The organism is Denitrificimonas caeni DSM 24390 (genome assembly GCF_000421765.1).
GTDB lineage: Bacteria > Pseudomonadota > Gammaproteobacteria > Pseudomonadales > Pseudomonadaceae > Denitrificimonas > Denitrificimonas caeni.
Genome location: NZ_ATXQ01000002.1, coordinates 63,624 through 84,682 on the forward strand (window position 1 = coordinate 63,624; position 21,059 = coordinate 84,682).

Annotated in this window: 19 protein-coding genes and 3 tRNA genes; 1 reads left to right on the forward strand and 21 read right to left on the reverse strand. The window is 46.0% G+C overall.

The features are described 5' to 3' along the window. Positions 1-22 precede the first annotated feature (22 nt). The 16 genes from H591_RS0103260 to mgtE all read right to left on the reverse strand — a co-directional run bounded on the left by H591_RS0103260 (position 23) and on the right by mgtE (position 17,966). On the reverse strand, positions 23-760 hold the full coding sequence (locus H591_RS0103260) for a chemotaxis protein CheW (protein ID WP_022965515.1): 738 nt from the start codon (positions 758-760) through the stop codon (positions 23-25). Between the two features lie 37 nt (positions 761-797). Continuing rightward, positions 798-1,625: a ParA family protein gene (locus H591_RS14715; RefSeq protein ID WP_022965516.1), complete on the reverse strand. Its 828-nt coding sequence runs from the start codon at positions 1,623-1,625 to the stop codon at positions 798-800. A 113-nt stretch (positions 1,626-1,738) separates the two neighbouring features. Then, entirely contained in the window at positions 1,739-2,509 is a 771-nt protein-coding gene (gene motD / locus H591_RS14720) for a flagellar motor protein MotD (RefSeq protein ID WP_022965517.1), read from the reverse strand. A gap of 2 nt (positions 2,510-2,511) precedes the next feature. Further along, positions 2,512-3,252 carry a flagellar motor protein gene (locus H591_RS0103275; RefSeq protein WP_022965518.1) on the reverse strand — a complete coding sequence of 247 codons (741 nt, stop codon included), beginning with the start codon at positions 3,250-3,252 and terminating at the stop codon, positions 2,512-2,514. Further along, positions 3,252-4,430, reverse strand: a complete 1,179-nt coding sequence (locus H591_RS0103280; RefSeq protein WP_022965519.1) for a protein-glutamate methylesterase/protein-glutamine glutaminase — start codon at positions 4,428-4,430, stop codon at positions 3,252-3,254. Before H591_RS0103280 ends, H591_RS0103275 begins: the two co-directional genes overlap by 1 nt. A 39-nt stretch (positions 4,431-4,469) precedes the next feature. Continuing rightward, a complete protein-coding gene (locus tag H591_RS0103285) occupies positions 4,470-6,650 on the reverse strand; it encodes a chemotaxis protein CheA (protein ID WP_022965520.1) in 2,181 nt (726 codons plus the stop codon). An 11-nt stretch (positions 6,651-6,661) separates the two neighbouring features. Then, complete coding sequence (locus H591_RS0103290) at positions 6,662-7,450, reverse strand: protein phosphatase CheZ (protein WP_022965521.1); 789 nt, start codon at positions 7,448-7,450, stop codon at positions 6,662-6,664. 21 nt (positions 7,451-7,471) lie between these two features. Then, entirely contained in the window at positions 7,472-7,846 is a 375-nt protein-coding gene (locus tag H591_RS0103295; RefSeq protein ID WP_022965522.1) for a chemotaxis response regulator CheY, read from the reverse strand. Positions 7,847-7,942: 96 nt separating this feature from the next. Continuing rightward, complete coding sequence (locus H591_RS0103300) at positions 7,943-8,674, reverse strand: RNA polymerase sigma factor FliA (protein ID WP_022965523.1); 732 nt, start codon at positions 8,672-8,674, stop codon at positions 7,943-7,945. 5 nt (positions 8,675-8,679) lie between these two features. Then, a complete protein-coding gene (gene fleN / locus H591_RS0103305; RefSeq protein ID WP_022965524.1) occupies positions 8,680-9,513 on the reverse strand; it encodes a flagellar synthesis regulator FleN in 834 nt (277 codons plus the stop codon). Between the two features lie 27 nt (positions 9,514-9,540). After that, on the reverse strand, positions 9,541-10,833 hold the full coding sequence (gene flhF, locus H591_RS0103310) for a flagellar biosynthesis protein FlhF (RefSeq protein WP_022965525.1): 1,293 nt from the start codon (positions 10,831-10,833) through the stop codon (positions 9,541-9,543). A 14-nt stretch (positions 10,834-10,847) separates the two neighbouring features. Next, positions 10,848-12,971 carry a flagellar biosynthesis protein FlhA gene (gene flhA / locus H591_RS0103315; protein ID WP_022965526.1) on the reverse strand — a complete coding sequence of 708 codons (2,124 nt, stop codon included), beginning with the start codon at positions 12,969-12,971 and terminating at the stop codon, positions 10,848-10,850. Between the two features lie 173 nt (positions 12,972-13,144). Next, positions 13,145-14,281: a sodium ion-translocating decarboxylase subunit beta gene (locus tag H591_RS0103320; RefSeq protein ID WP_022965527.1), complete on the reverse strand. Its 1,137-nt coding sequence runs from the start codon at positions 14,279-14,281 to the stop codon at positions 13,145-13,147. A 10-nt stretch (positions 14,282-14,291) separates the two neighbouring features. After that, positions 14,292-16,061, reverse strand: coding sequence for a sodium-extruding oxaloacetate decarboxylase subunit alpha (gene oadA / locus H591_RS0103325; RefSeq protein ID WP_022965528.1), 1,770 nt, complete (start codon positions 16,059-16,061; stop codon positions 14,292-14,294). A gap of 24 nt (positions 16,062-16,085) precedes the next feature. Next, positions 16,086-16,343 (reverse strand): OadG family protein, encoded by a 258-nt coding sequence (locus H591_RS0103330; protein ID WP_022965529.1) that lies wholly within the window; start codon positions 16,341-16,343, stop codon positions 16,086-16,088. A gap of 180 nt (positions 16,344-16,523) precedes the next feature. After that, positions 16,524-17,966 carry a magnesium transporter gene (gene mgtE, locus H591_RS0103335; RefSeq protein ID WP_022965530.1) on the reverse strand — a complete coding sequence of 481 codons (1,443 nt, stop codon included), beginning with the start codon at positions 17,964-17,966 and terminating at the stop codon, positions 16,524-16,526. A 283-nt stretch (positions 17,967-18,249) separates the two neighbouring features. On the opposite strand from mgtE, the gene H591_RS15680 reads away from it, so the two are divergent. After that, positions 18,250-18,810: a DUF4124 domain-containing protein gene (locus H591_RS15680; protein ID WP_022965531.1), complete on the forward strand. Its 561-nt coding sequence runs from the start codon at positions 18,250-18,252 to the stop codon at positions 18,808-18,810. Between the two features lie 17 nt (positions 18,811-18,827). Here the strand turns inward: H591_RS15680 and H591_RS0103345 are convergent. The 5 genes from H591_RS0103345 to H591_RS0103365 all read right to left on the reverse strand — a co-directional run bounded on the left by H591_RS0103345 (position 18,828) and on the right by H591_RS0103365 (position 21,022). Further along, positions 18,828-18,904, reverse strand: a tRNA-Arg gene (locus H591_RS0103345). A gap of 68 nt (positions 18,905-18,972) precedes the next feature. Beyond that, positions 18,973-19,049 (reverse strand) — tRNA-Arg (locus tag H591_RS0103350). A gap of 95 nt (positions 19,050-19,144) precedes the next feature. Continuing rightward, positions 19,145-19,235, reverse strand: a tRNA-Ser gene (locus tag H591_RS0103355). Positions 19,236-19,296: 61 nt separating this feature from the next. Next, positions 19,297-19,488, reverse strand: coding sequence for a carbon storage regulator CsrA (csrA, locus tag H591_RS0103360; protein ID WP_022965532.1), 192 nt, complete (start codon positions 19,486-19,488; stop codon positions 19,297-19,299). A 304-nt stretch (positions 19,489-19,792) separates the two neighbouring features. Continuing rightward, positions 19,793-21,022 carry an aspartate kinase gene (locus H591_RS0103365; protein ID WP_022965533.1) on the reverse strand — a complete coding sequence of 410 codons (1,230 nt, stop codon included), beginning with the start codon at positions 21,020-21,022 and terminating at the stop codon, positions 19,793-19,795. Positions 21,023-21,059 lie beyond the last annotated feature (37 nt).

The window sequence follows — 21,059 nt, forward strand, 5'->3', positions numbered from 1 at the left end:
TTATATTTAATTTTGTGACTTATTAAACTGTTGCTGGTTGGCTAATTAATTTTGCTAAAACCTCAACATCCAATAGCGCGCACATATGTTCAATAACTGTTCCAGCTAACCATGAGCGCTGACCGCGCTGAGTTCGCCACTTTACTTGATGAGGCTCTAGTCGAATAGCGTTTCGAACCTGATGAACAGCTAAACCCCAATCAAAACCATTAATAGAAATAACATAGCTTAAGTCTTCACGCATATCGGCAGTATAGCGCTCCGGCATCACCCACCGCGCTGTTTCTAATACCTTTAAATTACCACTTTGTGCAGGTAATAGCCCAATAAACCAATCCGGTTGAGCAAATATTGGGGTCAGCTCAGTAGGTTTAAATGAATAGATGCTACCTAAAGCTGCCAAAGGTACTGCTAACGTCAGTCCTGCCACATCAAACAATAAACATTCAAATGGCACATCAGACCATGCGACTTGTTTTAATGTCTCATCTAGAGTTGGTGGCGCGCTTATTTCCATAGTCTCTATTTGCACTGTCTCTGCAATTGGAATAGATACAGGTAAGCGTTCTAGCTCTTCATCGCTAAACAAAGGCTCGCGCAGAGGTAATACAGGCGATAATAAATCAGACTGCGGTTCGTCTAGAAAGGACAACTCTGAAGGAGCTGAAGATGAAACCCGTTGAAGAGCAGCTTCTGACTCATCATCTAACAATGCATTTAAATACTGTTGCAGTGCAATGTGCTGGGTATGCTTACTCATACGCTATTCCTGTCGTCCATACAAATCAGTGCGGTCATTATTGGCTATGCACCTTGCTGTCAGAGTCTATTGACTGGCTAATGGGTAAGGGCTCAAAAAGCTTAGCCAATATATGTTTGAGTAGAGCTCGATACGCCAACATTGCACGGCTGTTTTTATCAAATCGTGAAGGCACTAAGCCCTCACGACTAGCGTCGCGTAAACGCGTATCAATTGGAATGTACGCTTGCCACAAGGTTTCTGGATATTGCTTCTTGAGCATTCGTAGCGCGATCATAGAGGCTTGGGTACGTCGATCAAACAAGGTTGGCACAATACTGTATGGCAAAGCTTGCTTACGAGAGTTGTTGATCATTTTTAGCGTATTCACCATTCGCTCTAAGCCCTTCAAGGCTAAAAATTCTGTCTGTACAGGAATCACCAAATACTCGCTCGCTGCTAGTGCGTTTACCATCAGAACTCCCAGCAAAGGCGGACTATCAATCAAGGCAAAATCAAACTCATCAGACAGTTGAGTTAACGTACGACTGATGACTAAGCCTAGACCACCCTGCCCAGGAGATTGGCGCTCAAGGACAGCAAGAGCAGTACTTGAGGGTAAGATTTTAATATTTTCATGGCTGGTATCGCGCAACAGTTGTTCAGGCAAACCACGCGGAATACTTCCTGCATGTTGGAATAGATCGTAACAACTATGCTCCATAGTGTCTGGATCATACCCAAAATAACTGGTCATTGAACCATGAGGATCAAGATCAACCACTAAGACACGTTTACCTGCGTCTGCCAGCAGCCCTGCCAATGCAAGCGTTGTAGTCGTTTTACCGACACCACCTTTCTGGTTAGCTACGGCCCAGATTCTCATTGCATACTCCACGCTCAATGTCTTATCTGTACTTTTGAGTTACTGCCAATTATTTGGCGTAAAAGCACTTAATTTTGACTCAACAAATACATAGCAATCTATATGCCAGTCTTTTAAGGCGCGGCGTTCTGGTTTGCTTGAGTGACTGTAGTGCGACGGCTATCAGTAAATTTAGAAATAACTAAGACTACGCGCCGATTACGTGCACGCCCTACCGAATCAGCATTATCGGCAATTGGCTGAAATTCTCCATAACCGACTGCTGCCAAGCGTTCAGGTTGCACTCCATCCATAGCCAACATTCGTACGATACTGGCTGCTCGCGCAGATGAGAGTTCCCAGTTTGTTGGGTATTGGGCGGTACTGATCGGTATATTATCGGTAAAACCTTCGACCTGAATAGGATTGTCAAAAGGCGCTAAAATAGCCGATATTTTTTCAATAATGTCAAAAGCATCCTGATGTGGTATCGCATCGCCACTTGGAAACAACAGGCTTGAACTTAACTCCAGTTCCAACCACATTTCGTTAGCTCGTATATGCAGTTGCCCGTCACCTAGCAAGCCAGTGAACTGTTCTCGAATTTGCTCAGCAATATTCACTAAAGGATCATCCGACTGCCCACTTGCTGTTGCAGTCATTTCTTCTTGATTGGCTTGACCCTTAAAACGCTCATCACCGATTGGAATAGGCTTTATAGAACGTTCTGGCTGACTAAAAATCCCCTCCATTGAGTCGGAAAGAACTTTATATTTGCCTTCATTAATAGAAGATATTGAGTACATCACAACAAAAAAAGCAAAGAGCAAGGTGATGAAGTCAGCATATGAGACTAACCAGCGTTCATGATTAATATGCTCTTCAGGTCTACGACGTCGAGCCATGATTACTCCATAAAGCCTTGCAGCTTTAACTCAATAGAGCGCGGATTCTCACCTTCAGCAATAGATAAAATACCTTCTAAAAGCAACTCACGGTAGCGTGACTGACGCATTACAGAGACTTTCAGTTTGCTAGCAACCGGTAAAAACAATAAGTTTGCTGATCCAATACCATAAATAGTTGCGACGAATGCTACCGCAATACCACTTCCTAATTGCGAAGGATCAGCGAGGTTACCCATCACGTGAATCAGCCCCATTACTGCACCAATGATGCCAATAGTGGGCGCATAACCACCCATGCATTCATAAAATTTCGCAGCTTGTAAGTCTCGATCTTCTTGGGTGTAAAGATCTACTTCTAAAATACTGCGAATGCCTTCAGACTCCATCCCATCAACTAAGAGCTGTAAGCCTTTTTGCGCATACAAGTCCATTTCAGCCTCAGCGACAGACTCTAAGCCTAATAGACCATCTTTACGCGCAGTCATACTCCAACCAATCACACGATTAATTGCATCAAGCATATTGACGCGTGGTGGAAATATCACCCAGCTGATGATTTGCATTGCTCTTTTAAAATGACTGACCGGCGTTTGTAATAAAGCTGCACCAAAAGTACCACCAAAAACAATCAGTGCTGCGGGACCATTGATCAATGCACCAATATGCCCACCTTCTAAGTAATTACCGCCGATAATGGCTACAAATGCCATTACCAAACCGATCAAGCTGAGCATATCCATTAGCTGCAAGCCTCAACTAGATACCCACCAATATCATCTAAACTATAAATGGCATCGGCCAAGTCCGCTTTGACAATGGCCATCGGCATGCCATAAATCACACAACTGGCCTCATCTTGCGCCCATACTTGGCTGCCTGATTGTTTCAGCATGCGTGCGCCTTCCCGACCATCCGCACCCATTCCTGTGAGAACCACAGCAAGCACTTTATCGTTAAAAACTTTTGCTGCCGAGCCAAAAGTAATATCGACGCACGGTTTGTAATTTAGCCGATCATCACCTGGTAAAACACGCACGGTACCACGCGAATCAATCATCATTTGTTTTCCGCCAGGTGCCAACAAGGCCAAACCTGGACGTAACAAATCTCCATCCTCGGCCTCTTTAACATCTATTTTACAAAGTTTATTTAAACGTTCGGCAAAGGCATGAGTGAAAGCTGCTGGCATGTGTTGAATAATGACAATAGGTGCGGGAAAACTCGCTGGTAATTGTGTCAAAACACGCTGTAAAGCAACAGGTCCCCCAGTGGATGTACCGATTGCAAGCAAACGATATGCCTTGCGTTTAGGGCTGCTGGTAGTTATTAATGCTGAGTTTTCAGTATGCGCTAATGGGCTTTTTACCGCCGCTGCCACCGTTCTTGAGCGCAATGTATTGAGTGCTGTTGCCGGCTCGTTACGCGTAGTTATTGGCGGCGCAACAGTTGGTCGTATTTTATTTATTACAGTATCTGGGACGGGAGACGTTGCTGTACTTGATTTTGACCAAGCGCGACGATTACTCGCTGCTAAAACATGGATTTTATCGCAGAGCATCTGCTTCACTTTCTGCGGGTTTCTAGAAATATCCTCAAAATTCTTTGGCAGATAATCAACAGCACCAGCATCAAGAGCATCTAGGGTAACGCGTGCACCTTCATGCGTTAACGAGGAAAACATAAGCACTGGCGTTGGGCTGCGTTGCATAATGTTTCTAACTGCGGTAATGCCGTCCATAACCGGCATCTCATAATCCATCGTGATTACGTCAGGCTTCAATGCTAGTGTTTGCTCTACTGCTTCGCGGCCATTAGAGGCCGTCCCTACAACCTGGATGCTTGAATCCGAAGAGAGTATTTCAGTCAACCTGCGTCTAAAGAAGCCCGAATCATCAACCACTAAAACCTTGACCGTCATACTTTCTCCAAAGCGCATAGCGTCAGTACTAACGCAAACTTAATAGCGTTGTCCGTAGTTTTTAAGCAACCCAGGTATATCTAAAATCAAAGCAATTCGGCCATCACCGGTGATAGTCGCGCCTGACATCCCTGGCGTACCATGGAGCATTTTCCCTAACGGTTTAATGACCACTTCTTCCTGGCCAACCAGCTGATCAACGACACAGCCAATCCGCTGATTACCCACGGTTAAAATAACCACATGACCTTCAACTTGATCTGCATGCACTTGTTTAGGCAGTAACCAGTTTTTCAGATAAAATAACGGCAGCGCTTTTTCTCGTACTATGACCACTTCTTGCCCATCAACAATGTTGGTGCGTGACAAATCCAAGTGAAAAATCTCATTCACATTAACCAATGGAAATGCAAATGCTTGATTACCCAGCATCACCATTAAGGTTGGCATAATGGCTAAGGTAAGCGGCACTTTAATCACCACTTGCGAACCTTGACCCGGTGTTGAGAAGACATTTACTGTGCCATTGAGTTGAGTGATTTTAGTTTTCACCACATCCATGCCAACGCCACGTCCAGAAACATCAGAGATTTCTGTTTTGGTTGAAAAACCAGGCGCAAAAATCAAGTTGTAACATTCAAGATCAGTTAAACGTTCAGCAGCCTCTTTTTCTAGCATGCCTTTTTCAATTGCTTTGTTTCGCAGCACATTAGCATCCATTCCTTTGCCGTCATCACTGATCGTCAACTGAATATGATCACCTTCTTGCGCAGCAGATAGAATCACACAGCCTTCTCGACTTTTTCCTGCTGCCTCGCGCTCCGCAGGCGATTCAATGCCATGATCAACAGAGTTACGTACCAAGTGCACCAAAGGATCAGCTAATGCTTCGACAAGGTTTTTATCAAGATCGGTTTCTTCTCCTACTAACTCCAATCGAATTTCTTTCTTTAAGTTACGCGCCATATCGCGGACCAAGCGAGGAAAACGTCCAAATACTTTTTTAATCGGCTGCATTCGGGTTTTCATCACAGCTGATTGCAAATCTCCAGTCACTACATCCAAATGGCCAACAACTTTAGCCATGGTTTCATCGCCACTACTCAGCCCTAAACGCACCAAACGATTACGCACAAGAACTAACTCGCCAACCATATTCATGATGTCATCTAGACGCGCAGTATCAACACGCACAGTCGTTTCTACTTCTGTTGCTTGGCTTGTTGCTGGTTTTGCCGTGGCTGCTGGTGTTTTTACAATTGCAGCAGGTTTAGCTGAAACGGAATCTTTTTTGACCGGCGTGTCATTTACTGGCGTAACCGGAGATTCTTCAGAGTTTTTTACCGTAACTTTGAATTTACCTTTGCCATGCAATTGATCAAGCAATGACTCAAACTCATCGTCACTGATTAACGCCGGATCAGCGGCACTACTGGTTGTGGTAGTTGACGTCATAGCATTGTCTTCTGCTTTTATAGAAGAACTCGCATCTTCAACACTAAACTTACCTTCACCGTGTAACTGATCAAGTAATGCTTCAAACTCATCATCGGTAATTTCATTGGATGCTGCATTAGCCACTGTTTCATTGGATTTTGCTGTCGCAACTTCGACAACACTTGCTACAGATGTGACAGGCCCATGCAATTGATCAAGTAATGCTTCAAACTCATCGTCAGTAATCAGATCGTCCATCGATGAAGACTCTACAGATGGAGCAATGTGTGATGCAGGAATAGCCTCAAGCAGTTGTTCAAATTCCGCATCAACTTGATCTGCTGTTTCTGCACTCATTGCACTAGATGAATTATTAGTCTGCTCATTAGCAGTGCTGGGTTCAGCTAAACTCGCTAAAGCTTCTAATAATTCATCAGTCGCAGGAGTTAGGGGCTTACCTTCTCGCACTTCTTGGAACATTGCATTGACGCTATCTAACGCCTGCAGCACTACATCCATTAAATCGGAAGTAACACGGCGCTCACCTTTGCGCAATATGTCAAAAACGTTTTCTGCAATATGACAGCATGCAACTAACTCATTGAGCTGTAAAAAACCTGCGCCACCTTTGACGGTGTGAAAACCTCGAAAGATAGCGTTGAGCAAGTTCATGTCATCAGGACTACCCTCCAGCTCAACCAGCTGTTCAGATAGCAGTTCCAAAATCTCGCCAGCCTCCACTAAAAAGTCTTGGAGGATTTCTTCGTCTGCATCAAAGCTCATGTACGCTTCCTCTAGAACCCTAAACTGGACAGCAGATCATCTACATCCACCTGATCTGAAACCACATCATCAAGCTTATCGGCATGAATCTGTGGACCTTCACCTGAGCTGGAGATTTTTTCTTTAGCAGACTTTTTACGCAAGTCATCAGTGGAGTGCTCAATACCAACAGCACGATCCACCTGTCCTGCCATTATGACTAATTTCAGCAAGTTATTTTCAATGTCTGTAATTAAAGTCATAACGCGTTTAATCACTTGTCCTGTTAAATCTTGAAAACCTTGCGCCATCAATATTTCATTTAAATTGGCGGACAGTTGATCACTATCATGCAGACTTCGACTCAAAAATTCTTCAACACGCCGCGCAAGCACTCTAAACTCATCAGCCTTCATATCTTTACGCATAAACCGCTGCCAATCAGCCATTAAACTCTGCGCTTCATAACTGATGTAATTGACTAAAGGGGCGCTTGCTTCAACTAGATCAATCGCGCAGTTCGCTGCTTGATCCGTCATTTTTACGACATACTGTAAGCGTTCAGACGCATCCGTAATTTGCGACATCTCTTTAGCATGCGGATTACTTGGATCAATATCAAAATCAATAATCGCGCTATGCAACTCTCGAGTCAGACGCCCCACTTCCATATACAAAGTACGTTCGCGAGCTTGGCTAATTTGCGCAATAATTCGAGTAGCTTCTTGCAGGTCACCTTTTTCTAAACTCTTTTGCAACTGAGGAGCATGCAATGCTACTGCGGACGCAAAATCAGCCTCAGTGCTATTTTTGTGTTCCATAATTGCCTCATAGCTACTGATTTAGCCGTTAACCCGCTCAAAAATCTTTTCAATTTTCTCTTTCAGCACTTGTGCAGTAAATGGCTTAACCACATAGCCATTCACACCTGCTTGTGCTGCTTCAATAATTTGATCGCGCTTGGCTTCAGCCGTAACCATGAGTACCGGCAAATGCTTAAGTTTGACGTCAGCACGAACTTCGCGTAACAAATCGATACCACTCATAATGGGCATATTCCAATCTGTCACCAAGAAATCAAAATTGCCACTCTGCAGCATCGGTAACGCAGTAGAACCATCATCAGCTTCTGCTGTGTTTGTAAAACCAAGGTCACGCAAGAGGTTCTTGATGATCCGTCGCATCGTTGAAAAATCATCAACAATGAGGATTTTCATATTTTTATCCAAGTTAACCTCCAAGCCCTTTTAATTCAGTCTTCAATTCGTCAAAAGACCGCATGCTTATATCATTGAACAAGTGAACTGTAGAGTTTATGTTCGCCAGTCAGTTAGCCGTGCTCGTAAGCGCGCCGCACATTGGCTATGCAACTGACTGACTCGCGACTCACTCACCCCTAACACTTCACCAATTTCTTTTAAGTTTAATTCTTCATCATAATACAATGACAGCACCAAGCGCTCGCGTTCTGGCAATCCTGCAATAGCGTCAGTAAGTGCTTGTTGAAAATGTTGCTTTTCAATATCACGCCCAGGCTCTTGTTGAGTGCTATGTGTGTCAAACTGATTACCATCATCAAGCAAATCATCAAAACTGAATAAACGACTGCCCTGGGTGTCACCTAGAATCGTGTAATACTCATCCAAACTTAAGTTGAGTTCGGCTGCTACTTCTAAATCTTTAGCGTCACGCCCCGTCTTTGACTCGACTTTACGCACTGCATCACTGACCATCCGAGTATTGCGATGTACCGAGCGTGGCGTCCAATCACCTTTACGCAGATCATCAAGCATCGCTCCTCGAATTCGAATACCGACAAATGTGTCAAAACTCGCACCTTTGCTAGCATCAAACTTTTTTGCGGCCTCCAGCAAACCAATCATGCCTGCCTGGATTAAATCTTCAACTTGCACACTAGCAGGCAAACGCGCCAGCATATGGTAAGCAATGCGCTTAACCAATGGTGCATGTTGCTCAATTAGCAAAGACTGCTCATCAGTGCCTTGTGCCTTGCTATACATTTGCAGACCTTTAGATCGTGTCATGCATGCTATTCCATTCCAGTGTGGTTAACTAACCGCTCCACAAAAAACTCTAAATGGCCTCGCGGCGTACTTGGTAAAGGCCAGCTGTCAATCTTCTGTGCCATCCCCTTAAATGCTAATGAACATTTAGCACGTGGAAAAGCATCATACACAGCACGCTGCTTTTGTACCGCTTTACGTACCATTTCATCATAGGGTACCGCTCCTAAGTATTGCAGAGTCACATCATCTAAGAAGCGCTCGGTAACTTTTACCAGTTTGTTAAACAAATTGCGCCCTTCTTGTGGGCTGTGCGCCATGTTAGCTAATACTCGAAATCGCCCCATACCATGATTACGATTTAACAACTTAATTAAAGCATAAGCATCGGTTATGGAGGTTGGCTCATCACAAACCACCATAATCACTTCTTGTGCAGCTTGGACAAAACTTGTGACAGAGTCACCAATCCCTGCGGCAGTATCAATGATCAATACGTCGATATTATCACCAAGATCGCTAAACGCCTGAATCAAGCCCGCATGCTGGATAGGACTCATTTCCACCATACTTTGCGTGCCAGAAGAAGCTGGAACTATTTTGATGCCGCCCGGCCCCGCCAACAAAACGTCACGCAAATCGCACTTTCCATCCATTACATCAGCCAAAGTGTGCGTAGGGTGTAAGCCAAGCAAAACATCCACATTGGCCAAACCAAAGTCCGCATCCAGTAAAACTACTTTGCGTCCTAGATCAGCCAGCGCGAGGGCAAGATTAACGGAAACGTTAGTTTTGCCAACGCCACCTTTACCACCTGTAACGGCGATCACTTGCACGGGTTGTTTCTGTTGACTTGTCATTGTACTTAATACCTTGGTTGCTAAACTCTAACCCACGTATTGTGAGGCCAATGAGGTTCCTGTGCACATTTGCGCCATTATATCTTCTGTTGGCTCCTCACTACTCTGTAAACGCACAGCTCGACTGATTAATTGATGGCTGCGCGGCACTTGTAAATCATCAGGGATCTTTGGACCGTCAGTAGTATAGGCCACTGGTAGACCGTGGCCAATGGCCATGCTTAATGCTTCTCCCATACTTATCGCTTCATCCAGCTTGGTAATGATACAACCTGCCAAACCGCAACGTTTATATGCATGATACGCAGCTTTCAATACTTGACCTTGACTGGTCGCCGCCATCACTAAATAGTTTTTGGCTTGTACACCGCGCGCTGCCAAGCTTTCCAACTGCAGACCAAGAGCAGGATCACTCGCTGGCAAGCCTGCAGTATCAATAAGAACAATGCGCTTGTGCGCTAAAGGTTGTAACACTGAAGTTAACGTCTGCCCATCCCCAACATAGCTGACAGGGATGTTTAAAATCCGTCCTAACGTTTTTAGCTGCTCTTGAGCACCAATCCGGTAGCTGTCCATACTGACCAAAGCAATATGCTGCGCACCATGCTCAAGCACATAACGCGCTGCTAACTTTGCCAGAGTAGTGGTTTTACCCATACCTGCAGGCCCAACCAGAGCGATCACTCCAGATTCTTGCATAGGCTCAACGCTAGGCGTGCGTATAGCATGAGTCAAATGCGCAAGTGCCATGCGCCATGCTTTATGCTGATCTTTTTCTGCAGCAACTTTTTGCAACACAGGTCGAACGATATCAGCTGTCAATCCCATTTTCTGAAAACGCTTCCATAAACTGGCCTGAGCAGGTTGCTGCGTACGCATCTGGCCCCACGCCATACTGCCCAACTGCATCTCTAACAGCTCACGTAAGCCGTTTAACTCAGAACGCATTGCAGCAAATTCATGCTGATTGAAGGCAGCCGCTTGCTCATGATGATTATTTTGCGGAGCTGATACCGGTGCTACACGCTGCATAACTTGCTCTAGCAACTGACGGTCTTTGCCATGTAGCTCATCTTCATCCTGTGCTTGTAAACGCGCTTGCGCCTCTAAAATTTGCGCTTGAGTTTTACGCAGCTCAGCTTCTAAAGCAGGGTTAGGACGTGACACAGATGACTGCACTTGATAATCAAGGGCTGCAGTCAACTCAACACCGCCAGCCACGCGACGCGTGGAAATAATTGACGCATCGGCGCCTAACTCTTCCCGTACGCGATTCATTGCTTGACGCATATCTGCTGCGAAATATCGTTTGACTTGCATAAGTCAGCCCTCAACTAATTTTGTCCTACCGTCGCTACGATAGTGACCTGTTTGTTATCCGGAATCTCTTGGTAAGCCAACACATACATATTGGGTACGGCTAACCGAGCAAAACGCGACATCATCGCTCGAATCTGTCCTGCAACCAGTAACACCACTGGCTTGCCTAGCATTTCCTGACGCTGCGCCGCCTCTATTAGAGACTGCTGTAGTTTTTCAGCCATTCCCGGTTCTAAGAGGACACCCTCACTTGAACCTTGTCCAGCCTTCTGCATACTACTAAGCAATATCTGTTCCAACCTTGGTTCCAAGGTGATCACAGGCAGCTCAGGCTCAAGCCCTACAATGCTTTGCACGATTGCCCGCGATAATGAAACTCGTACTGCAGCAACAATAGCGTCAGGATCTTGACTCCGCGTAACAGTGTCAGCAATGGCTTCTGCAATGCTACGGATATCGCGTACAGGCACCTGTTCTTGCAACAAGCTTTGTAAGATTTTCAACAAAGTTGATAACGACACCATACCTGGCACCAACTCCTCTGCAAGTTTGGGTGAGCTTTTTGCAAGCACCTGCATCAATTGCTGTACCTCCTCATGACCTAGCAACTCATGCGCATGCTTATTAAGAATTTGATTCAGATGAGTTGCCACTACCGTACTGGCATCGACGACTGTATAGCCTAAAGACTGCGCCTGATCACGCTGGCTTGGTTCAATCCATACAGCCTCGAGACCAAAAGCAGGATCATGAGTCGCCACGCCATTGAGCGTACCAAAAACCTGTCCTGGATTGATTGCTAGCTCACGCTCTGGATACACTTCAGCTTCAGCAACACTGACACCCATTAGGGTTAAACGGTAAACATTAGGCAATAGATCTAAGTTGTCTCGAATGTGCACCGAAGGCATCAAAAAGCCTAAATCTTGTGAAAGCTTCTTACGTACACCTTTAATTCGTGCTAATAACTGTCCGCCTTGATTGCGATCCACCAAAGGAATTAAACGATAACCCACTTCTAAACCAACCATATCAACTGGGGTTACATCGTCCCAGCCAAGCTCACGGTTTTCTGCACTGACAGGCGCCGGCAATTGCTCAAGCTCTCGCTTCTCTTGCGCGACCACCGCTAGCTCTTTTTTATTTTCGCGATGCCAAATTAAATATGCACCACCGGCAGCTAACAATCCTAAGCCAATAAATGATAAATGCGGCATCCCAGGCACTGAGCCCATAGCTATTAAAATAGCTGCAGACACCGCTAAAGCTTTTGGTGAGGTGAACATCTGGCGATTGATTTGCTCCCCCATATCCTCCGAAGTAGTCACCCGCGTAACCATAATCGCAGCTGCAGTAGACAAGAGCAGCGAGGGTATTTGAGCGACCAAACCATCACCTATAGTCAATAACGCATAGACTTTACCTGCTTCCAAAAAACCCATGGAGTGCTGGGCCATACCGATCGCAATACCACCAATTAAGTTAATGAATAGAATTAGCAAACCTGCAACAGCATCACCGCGCACAAACTTGCTCGCACCATCCATTGATCCGTAAAAATCAGCTTCTTGGGCGACATCGCTGCGTCGAATTTTAGCTTCGTCTTGATCAATTAGACCGGCGTTTAAGTCAGCATCAATCGCCATTTGTTTGCCTGGCATCGCATCCAAGGTGAAGCGTGCGCTCACCTCGGAAATTCGACCAGCACCCTTGGTTACCACAACAAAGTTAATGATCATCAAAATAGCGAAAACAACCGCACCTACAACATAGTTGCCGCCGATCACCACCTCACCGAAGGCTTGAATCACTTTGCCTGCCGCATCACCACCGTCATGTCCATGCAACAAAACCACTCGCGTAGAGGCTACGTTTAAAGCTAAACGCAACAACGTAGCGGCGAGCAAAATAGTCGGAAAAGCAGCAAAATCTAATGGGCGCATGGCATACACGCCAACCAGCAGAACCACAATTGAAAGAGCAATATTGAAAGTAAAGAATACGTCAAGTAGAAATGGCGGAACGGGCAGCGTCATCATTCCTAAAATAACCAGCAACAGCAGAGGTACGCCTAAGTTGCCTTGTTTAAGCAACGACAGACCACTGCGCATATTAGTTTTAAGTTGCGTGTTATTCACAGATTGTTCTCTTTTTTAATTCAGGTGCTGACATACTAAATATTGACGCAATAACTCCTGCTCCTTACAGCAAAGCAAGAAGCAGTCCACTTTATAAAAGCTGATCCCAAAAACCATAAAGGCCGTCTCAATAGACAGCCTTTATGTCACGCTGAAAAACTACTTATTTTGTATTAGCCAACAAAACTCAGCAATACACCTGCCGCCACCGCAGAACCAATCACACCTGCCACGTTCGGCCCCATCGCATGCATTAACAAGAAGTTTTGTGGATTCGACTCCAACCCTACCTTGTTTGACACACGTGCAGCCATCGGCACAGCAGAGACCCCAGCAGAACCAATCAATGGATTGATCTTGTTAGTACTGAACTTATTCATCACTTTAGCCATGATCACGCCCATTGCAGTACCAGCACTGAAGGCAATCATCCCCAGCAATAAAATCCCTAAGGTTTTCATTTGCAAGAATGACTCAGCCGAGAGCTTAGAACCAACAGTTAAACCCAGTGCAATAGTGACGATATTGATCAAAGCATTCCGAGACGTATCAGCTAAGCGCTCTACTACGCCGCTTTCGCGCATTAAGTTACCAAAAGCAAACATGCCAACTAAAGGCGCAGCATCAGGCAACAACAAGCCGATTAACAGGCACAGCACCAGAGGGAATACGATTTTTTCCGACTGACCGACGTGACGTAATTGCGACATTACAATGGAGCGTTCCGCCGGTGTAGTCAGTGCGCGCATAATTGGCGGCTGAATTAAAGGCACTAAGGCCATATAAGAGTACGCGGCTACTGCAATCGGTCCGAGCAAATCAGGCGCTAAGCGCGAAGTCACGTAGATCGAAGTCGGACCATCGGCACCACCAATAATGGCAATCGACGCTGCTTCTTTCAGAGTGAACTCCAAGCCTGGAATACCCAACATACCAATCGCCAAAGCGCCCAACAAGGTACCAAAGATACCGAATTGCGCAGCAGCACCCAGCAATAAAGTTTTCGGGTTGGCTAGCATCGGACCAAAATCAGTCATTGCCCCCACGCCCATAAAAATCAGCAATGGGAATACGCTGGTGGGCAAACCGACCTCATACAGCATATTCAATAAGCCACCGGTTTCCGCCATACCCGCTGCCGGAATATTGGCGAGCACGCCGCCAAAACCGATCGGGATCAGCAGCAACGGTTCAAAGCCTTTGCGAATTGCTAAGAAAATCAAACCCATACACACAGCAATCATTAAGGCCTGACCAGCCTCAAGCTGATAGATACCGGTGCTTTGCCATAGACCTAAGAGCTTATCCATTATCTAGCCCTCAACCTATTGTCAGTAGGCAATCGCCAACTGTAACGGCATCACCAACTTTGACGTTGACGTTGCCAATGACACCACGGCGGAAGGCGCGAATTTCAGTTTCCATTTTCATGGCTTCTAAAATAATCACAATGTCACCTTCTTCAACGGCTTGACCTGGTTTAACCAGGACTTTAAAGATATTACCAGCCAGTGGCGCCCCTTGAGGGTCACCCGCACCTGCAGCAACCGGCTCTGGCTCACAAACAGTCGCATCACCAATAGGTTTGAGACCTTCAATGTCACCACCTTCATTGACTTGTACGACAAAGGATTTGCCATTCACTTCAACGGTGTAAGCTTGCGGGCCGGCACCTTGGCTATTGAGCACTTCGTTACCCGTAGGTACCGGTTCAAAGGCATCAGGGTTATCACGATTTTCTAAAAACTTCAGACCGATTTGCGGGAACAACGCATAAGTCAGCACATCATCAATAAGATCGTCAGCCAAGCGGATGTTTTTCTCTTTGGCTAAAGCAGTTAACTCACTGGTGAGTTTTTCCACTTCGTTATCCAGCAAATCAGCAGGACGACAGACAACCGCCTGCTGACCATCTAATACACGCGCTTGCAGTTCAGCATTAAACGGCGCAGGAGCAGCACCGTACTCGCCTTTTAATACGCCAGCGGTTTCTTTAGTAATAGACTTGTAACGCTCGCCAGTCAGGACGTTGATCACCGCTTGAGTACCAACAATTTGTGAGGTTGGCGTCACTAACGGAATAAAACCTAAGTCTTCACGCACTCGCGGAATTTCCGCCAATACTTCATCAAATTTATCACTGGCGCCCTGCTCTTTAAGCTGGCCTTCCATATTGGTCAACATGCCACCTGGAACTTGCGCAACCAAGATGCGTGAATCAACACCTTTGAGCGAGCCTTCAAATTTCGCATATTTTTTGCGCACTTCGCGGAAATACGCTGAGACCTCTTCCAAGAGCAACAGATCAAGACCGGTGTCATGCTCAGTGTTCTGGAACATTGCCACCACTGATTCGGTTGGCGAATGACCATAGGTCATCGACATTGAAGAAATCGAGGTATCAACGTTATCAATCCCTGCTTCCACTGCTTTCAAAATCGCTACAGAAGACAAACCAGCTGTTGCGTGGCACTGCATGTGGATAGGAATCGACAGACTGGCCTTTAATTTACTGACCAACTCATAAGCAACATAGGGCGTTAAAATACCGGCCATATCTTTAATGGCAATCGAGTCAGCACCTAAGTCTTCAATTTTCTTCGCCAGATCAACCCACATTTGCATGTTATGCACAGGGCTGGTGGTGTAAGAAATTGTACCTTGCGCATGCTTACCGTTGGCCTTCACCGCTTTTAAAGCGCGATCAAGGTTACGCGGATCGTTCATCGCATCGAACACACGGAATACATCAACTCCGTTAACAGCGGCACGCTCAACAAACTTATCCACCACATCATCAGCGTAGTGACGGTAGCCTAGTAAATTCTGACCACGCAGCAACATCTGCTGACGGGTATTAGGCATGGCTTTTTTCAGCGCACGAATACGTTCCCACGGGTCTTCACCCAAATAACGAATACAGGCGTCAAAGGTCGCACCACCCCAAGACTCAACTGACCAAAAACCTATTTGGTCAAGTTTGCCAGCAATAGGCAACATATCGTCTAAACGAACACGGGTAGCTAAAATCGATTGGTGAGCATCACGTAATACAACGTCAGTTATACCGAGTGGCTTTGTAGCAGTCATCAGGAAAACTCCGTATGGGTACACTCAGCCGCGACGGGCGCGGTGCTGTTTAATGGCAATTTGGATGGCTTGCAAGGTCTCAGCATCAACAGCTTTAGTGCCAGTTTTTTGTACTGGCGTTGGCACTGCTGTTGCAACATTGGTTTCTTCTGGCGCTAAGCGCTCTAAAACAAAAGACATACCTTTAATGCAGTAAATCAGTAAGACCAAAAATAGAAAAACGAGACCCATGCCAAAAAACATGAGTTCAACGCCTTCAAGAAGGAGTTGCTGAGAAGTCATATAAGCTCCATGTCCTGAGTTGCAGGGCAATATTATAATTTGAATCTATGCCGCAGCTGACGCAGTAGTCAGTAGTTCACAGCTAAAACGTCCGAACATTAACGCGAACCACACCCTATTGGCAAACACTAGAATGCTTTTTTGCTTAGATTAACCTTCTTTACCAACCTTTATTTAACCCTAGAGTAAAAACACTGTCGCTAAACCCAAGAAAATAAAGAAGCCACCACTGTCAGTCATTGCCGTAATTAATACACTAGACCCTAAAGCTGGATCACGCCCTAATCGCACCATCGTCATCGGAATAATCACTCCCATTAAAGCGGCCAAGAGTAAGTTCAAGGTCATAGCAGCCGTCATTACCATACCTAACGACCAACTATCGTAAAGTAACCAGGCCACAAGACCGATCACACTGCCCCAAATCACACCATTAATCAGGGCCACACCCAGCTCTTTGCGCATTAATCGCGAGGTATTACCCGTTGAGAGTTGATCTAAAGCCATCGCCCGCACAATCATGGTGATGGTCTGATTACCAGAATTTCCACCAATCCCGGCAACGATTGGCATCAGTGCAGCCAATGCAACCAATTTTTCAATAGAGTCTTCAAATAAACCAATCACTCGCGAGGCTACAAAGGCTGTGACTAAGTTAATTGCTAGCCACGCCCAACGGTTTTTTAGAGATTTCCAAACCGAGGCAAAAATATCTTCCTCTTCACGTAAACCGGCACGGCTTAGCACTTCGCTTTCGGACTCTTCACGAATCAAGTCAACCATTTCGTCAACGGTCAAACGACCAATCAGCTTACCGCTCTTTTCAATCACCGGTGCAGAAACTAAGTTATAACGCTCGAATGCTTGCGCGGCAAAAGAGCCGTCTTCATCCGGGTAAAAAGTCACCGGATCATCAGCCATCACCTCGTGCACCATGCGCTCAGGATCATTGACTAATAAGCGCTTAATCGGCAGCACACCTTTGAGGATACCGGCCATATCAACGACAAAAAGCTTATCGGTTTGATCCGGTAGCTCTTTGAGGCGACGTAAATAACGCAACACCACTTCAAGGGTGACATCCTCACGAATGGTCACCATCTCAAAGTCCATGATCGCGCCGACTTGCTCGTCTTCATAGGAGAGTGCTGAACGTACACGTTCACGCTGCTGCTCATCCAAAGACTCCATCAAGCCTTGCACAACATCACGCGGCAGTTCAGGCGCGAGGTCTGCCAGCTCATCGGCATCTAAGTCTTTGGTCGCCGCGATGATCTCATGCTCATCCATGTCCGCGATCAGCGTCTCACGCACTGAGTCAGACACTTCTAAGAGAATATCGCCATCGCTTTCGGCGCGCACCAACTGCCAGACCGTCAAACGGTCTGCTAAAGGCAAGGCTTCAAGGATGTAGGCAATATCGGCGGGGTGTAACTCAGTCAGCTTCTGCTGTAATTCAGCGAGATGTTGTTGCTGTACCAGTTCTTCAACACGCTCTTGATTATCACTGCCCTGCCTTGCAACCTGTTCCTCAATCAACCTGTGGCGTTGTAAGAGCTCAATCACCTGAGAAAAACGCTCATGCAGGCGTTCTTGTGGTTTTCTCTCTTCAACTTCTAACATGGATGATGTACTCCACCCTTGCGCGAGACGATCGCAAAGGAATAATCAAGAATGCAGGTGATTGCTCAATGGGAAAAATACTTTCTACTGAAAAATCATGACCAACCAGCTCTACACCGGTTTATATAGTCATTAATAATACCACTGTACTCGCTGATTGCACCTAACAATTGCTATGTCTTATGGCTAAGAGCACGCGGCCAACTGGCCATCTAAACAATATCTTCTACACTGAACAGCAGCGTACGGATACGCAGCCATACTCATCACAAGGACGATCAGCATGAGAAAAGTGTTAGCCCTGACTTTATTGCTTCACCACCTAGACATCCCGCCTGCATTCGCAGCGAGCCAGGTTTACAAATGCACTACGACGCAAGGTGCAATCACCTTTACCGATAATGCCTGCCCTGGCGACGCCGAACAAAGCGTACAAGCACTGCAGCAGCCAATGCTGATCAAAGCACTGCCAAGACACGTAATTGAGCCGACACAAGGAAAAACATCAACAGCGCAGCGCACAACTCGCGTCACCGTGGTCGGCGAGCAGGCTCACCCTTGCGGCACTTACGATATTCAAGCGCGTCGCACCGCGATGGTGCGCAAACAAGTGAAAAGCGGCATGAGTCAAACAGATGTTGAAAGCATGTTCGGCAAGCCACTCAAACAGGATATTAGCAATGGCGTTCTGACGGCTACTTACCGTAGCGGCAAAGGACAAAAACGTAGCGTGCGTTTTGATGAGCACGGCTGTGTTCGCTTAAGTCAAAAATCAGCGGCAGCAAAATCGAGCTCTAAGAAAACTGCAACCAAGAAAATACGGGCAAAAAAAAACCTGCAATAAATGCAGGTTTTTTAATATGGTGGACTCAGGAGGATTCGAACCTCCGACCGCTCGGTTCGTAGCCGAGTACTCTATCCAGCTGAGCTATGAGTCCATTTGGTGCTTATCCAGATCACCGCTGGTATTACTTAAAATCACTGATTAGCATCAGATCTTTTAATATGGTGGACTCAGGAGGATTCGAACCTCCGACCGCTCGGTTCGTAGCCGAGTACTCTATCCAGCTGAGCTATGAGTCCAACGTGGCGCGTATTATAGAGCTATTTACTTGATAATCAAGGAGTTTTATTTTTAATTTAAACTCTTTGAAAACTTTGCTCTGCAATACTAAATATGGCGGAGAAGGAGGGATTCGAACCCTCGACACCCTTTTGAGGTGTACTCCCTTAGCAGGGGAGCGCCTTCGGCCACTCGGCCACTTCTCCGTAACACGGGGCGTATATTACCCATTTATTTAGAAATTGCAAAGCAAAAAATCAAAAAATATCAAATACTTGGATCTTCTTTGTCTTCTTTCTCTTTTTGGATACGTTGGTAAATTTCTTCACGGTGTACAGCGATTTCTTTTGGCGCATTTACACCGATACGAACTTGATTACCTTTGACACCCAGTACAGTGACAGTTACTTCATCACCAACCATCAGTGTCTCTCCGACCCGACGCGTTAGTATCAACATTGCTTATCTCCTTGCTTCACGATTTAGGTTTACAGTCTGCATCTGTAAGTTATGAACAGCGTACACTTATCATGTGTTTTTGCACACAATGCATGCCGCTTATTTACTAAACTAAGCAAGCCATCTTGAAGTCAGCTTTCGCACGAAAAACTCAACAAATAATGAAATGATTATCGCCGCGCGATACGCCTACACAGCAATAAAAAACATTAAAAATCAAACTTAAACAAGCCAAGAGCCTTGCTTAGCTAATAAAACAATCAAGCACCGCAACTTCGCCGCGCTTGTGATTTTTTAACCAGAGTTACTTTTCAGGCGCATCCAAACCAAAGGCTGTATGCAACGCCCGCACAGCTAGCTCTACGTATTTCTCATCAATGACTACAGAGACTCTAATTTCTGAGGTTGAGATCATCTGAATATTAATATTCTCTTTGGCTAATGCCTCAAACATGCTGCTAGCAACACCAGGATGTGAGCGCATACCCACACCAACAATGGACACCTTAGCGATGCTGGTAGTTCCACTGACTTCACCTGCGCCGATTTCTTTGGCCGTCGCCTGTAGCACATCAAGCGCTTTGTCATAATCAACATTATTAACGGTAAAAGTGAAATCCGTGGTGTTATCTTGGGCAACGTTCTGCACGATCATATCGATATCAATATTCGCCGCACTAATTGGCCCTAATATTTTGAAAGCAACACCTGGCGTATCGGGAACACCACGAATGGTCAATTTGGCTTCGTCGCGATTAAAGGCGATACCAGAAATAATCGGCTGTTCCATGTTGTCCTCATTATCATCAGTGGTAATTAGAGTGCCCGGGCCCTCTTGAAAACTATGCAATACCCGTAGCGGTACATTGTACTTACCGGCAAACTCGACAGAACGTAACTGTAGAATCTTTGAGCCGAGACTGGCCATTTCCAGCATTTCTTCAAAAGTAATACGCTCTAAACGCTGGGCCCGTGATACAACGCGCGGATCCGTTGTATAGACACCATCGACATCGGTATAGACCTGGCACTCGTCGGCTTTCAGCGCAGCGGCTAAAGCGACAGCGGTGGTATCAGAGCCTCCACGACCAAGAGTGGTGATATTGCCCTGCTCATCGACACCCTGAAAACCTGCGACGATAACAACTTTGCCGGCTTTGAGTTGCGCTGTAACTTTAGTCTCATCAATGCTTAAAATGCGCGCCTTACCGTGCTCACTGTCAGTCACAATCGGCACCTGCGCGCCAGTAAAGGACACTGCTGGCACGCCAATTTTATTCAGTGCAATGGCCAACAAGGCAATGGTGACCTGCTCGCCAGTGGCAATCATTACATCCATCTCACGCAGCGACGGCCTTGTGCAAACTTGCTTGGCCAAGCCGAGCAAACGGTTGGTTTCACCGCTCATAGCGGAAACCACCACGACAATGTCATCACCCGCTGCACGAAACCTTGCTACTTTCTCAGCAACCTGTTCAATGCGCTCAGGCGAGCCGACTGAAGTACCACCAAATTTTTGTACGATCAACGCCATCTTACTGCCGCCTTAATCATCGTTAGCATTCGCAATT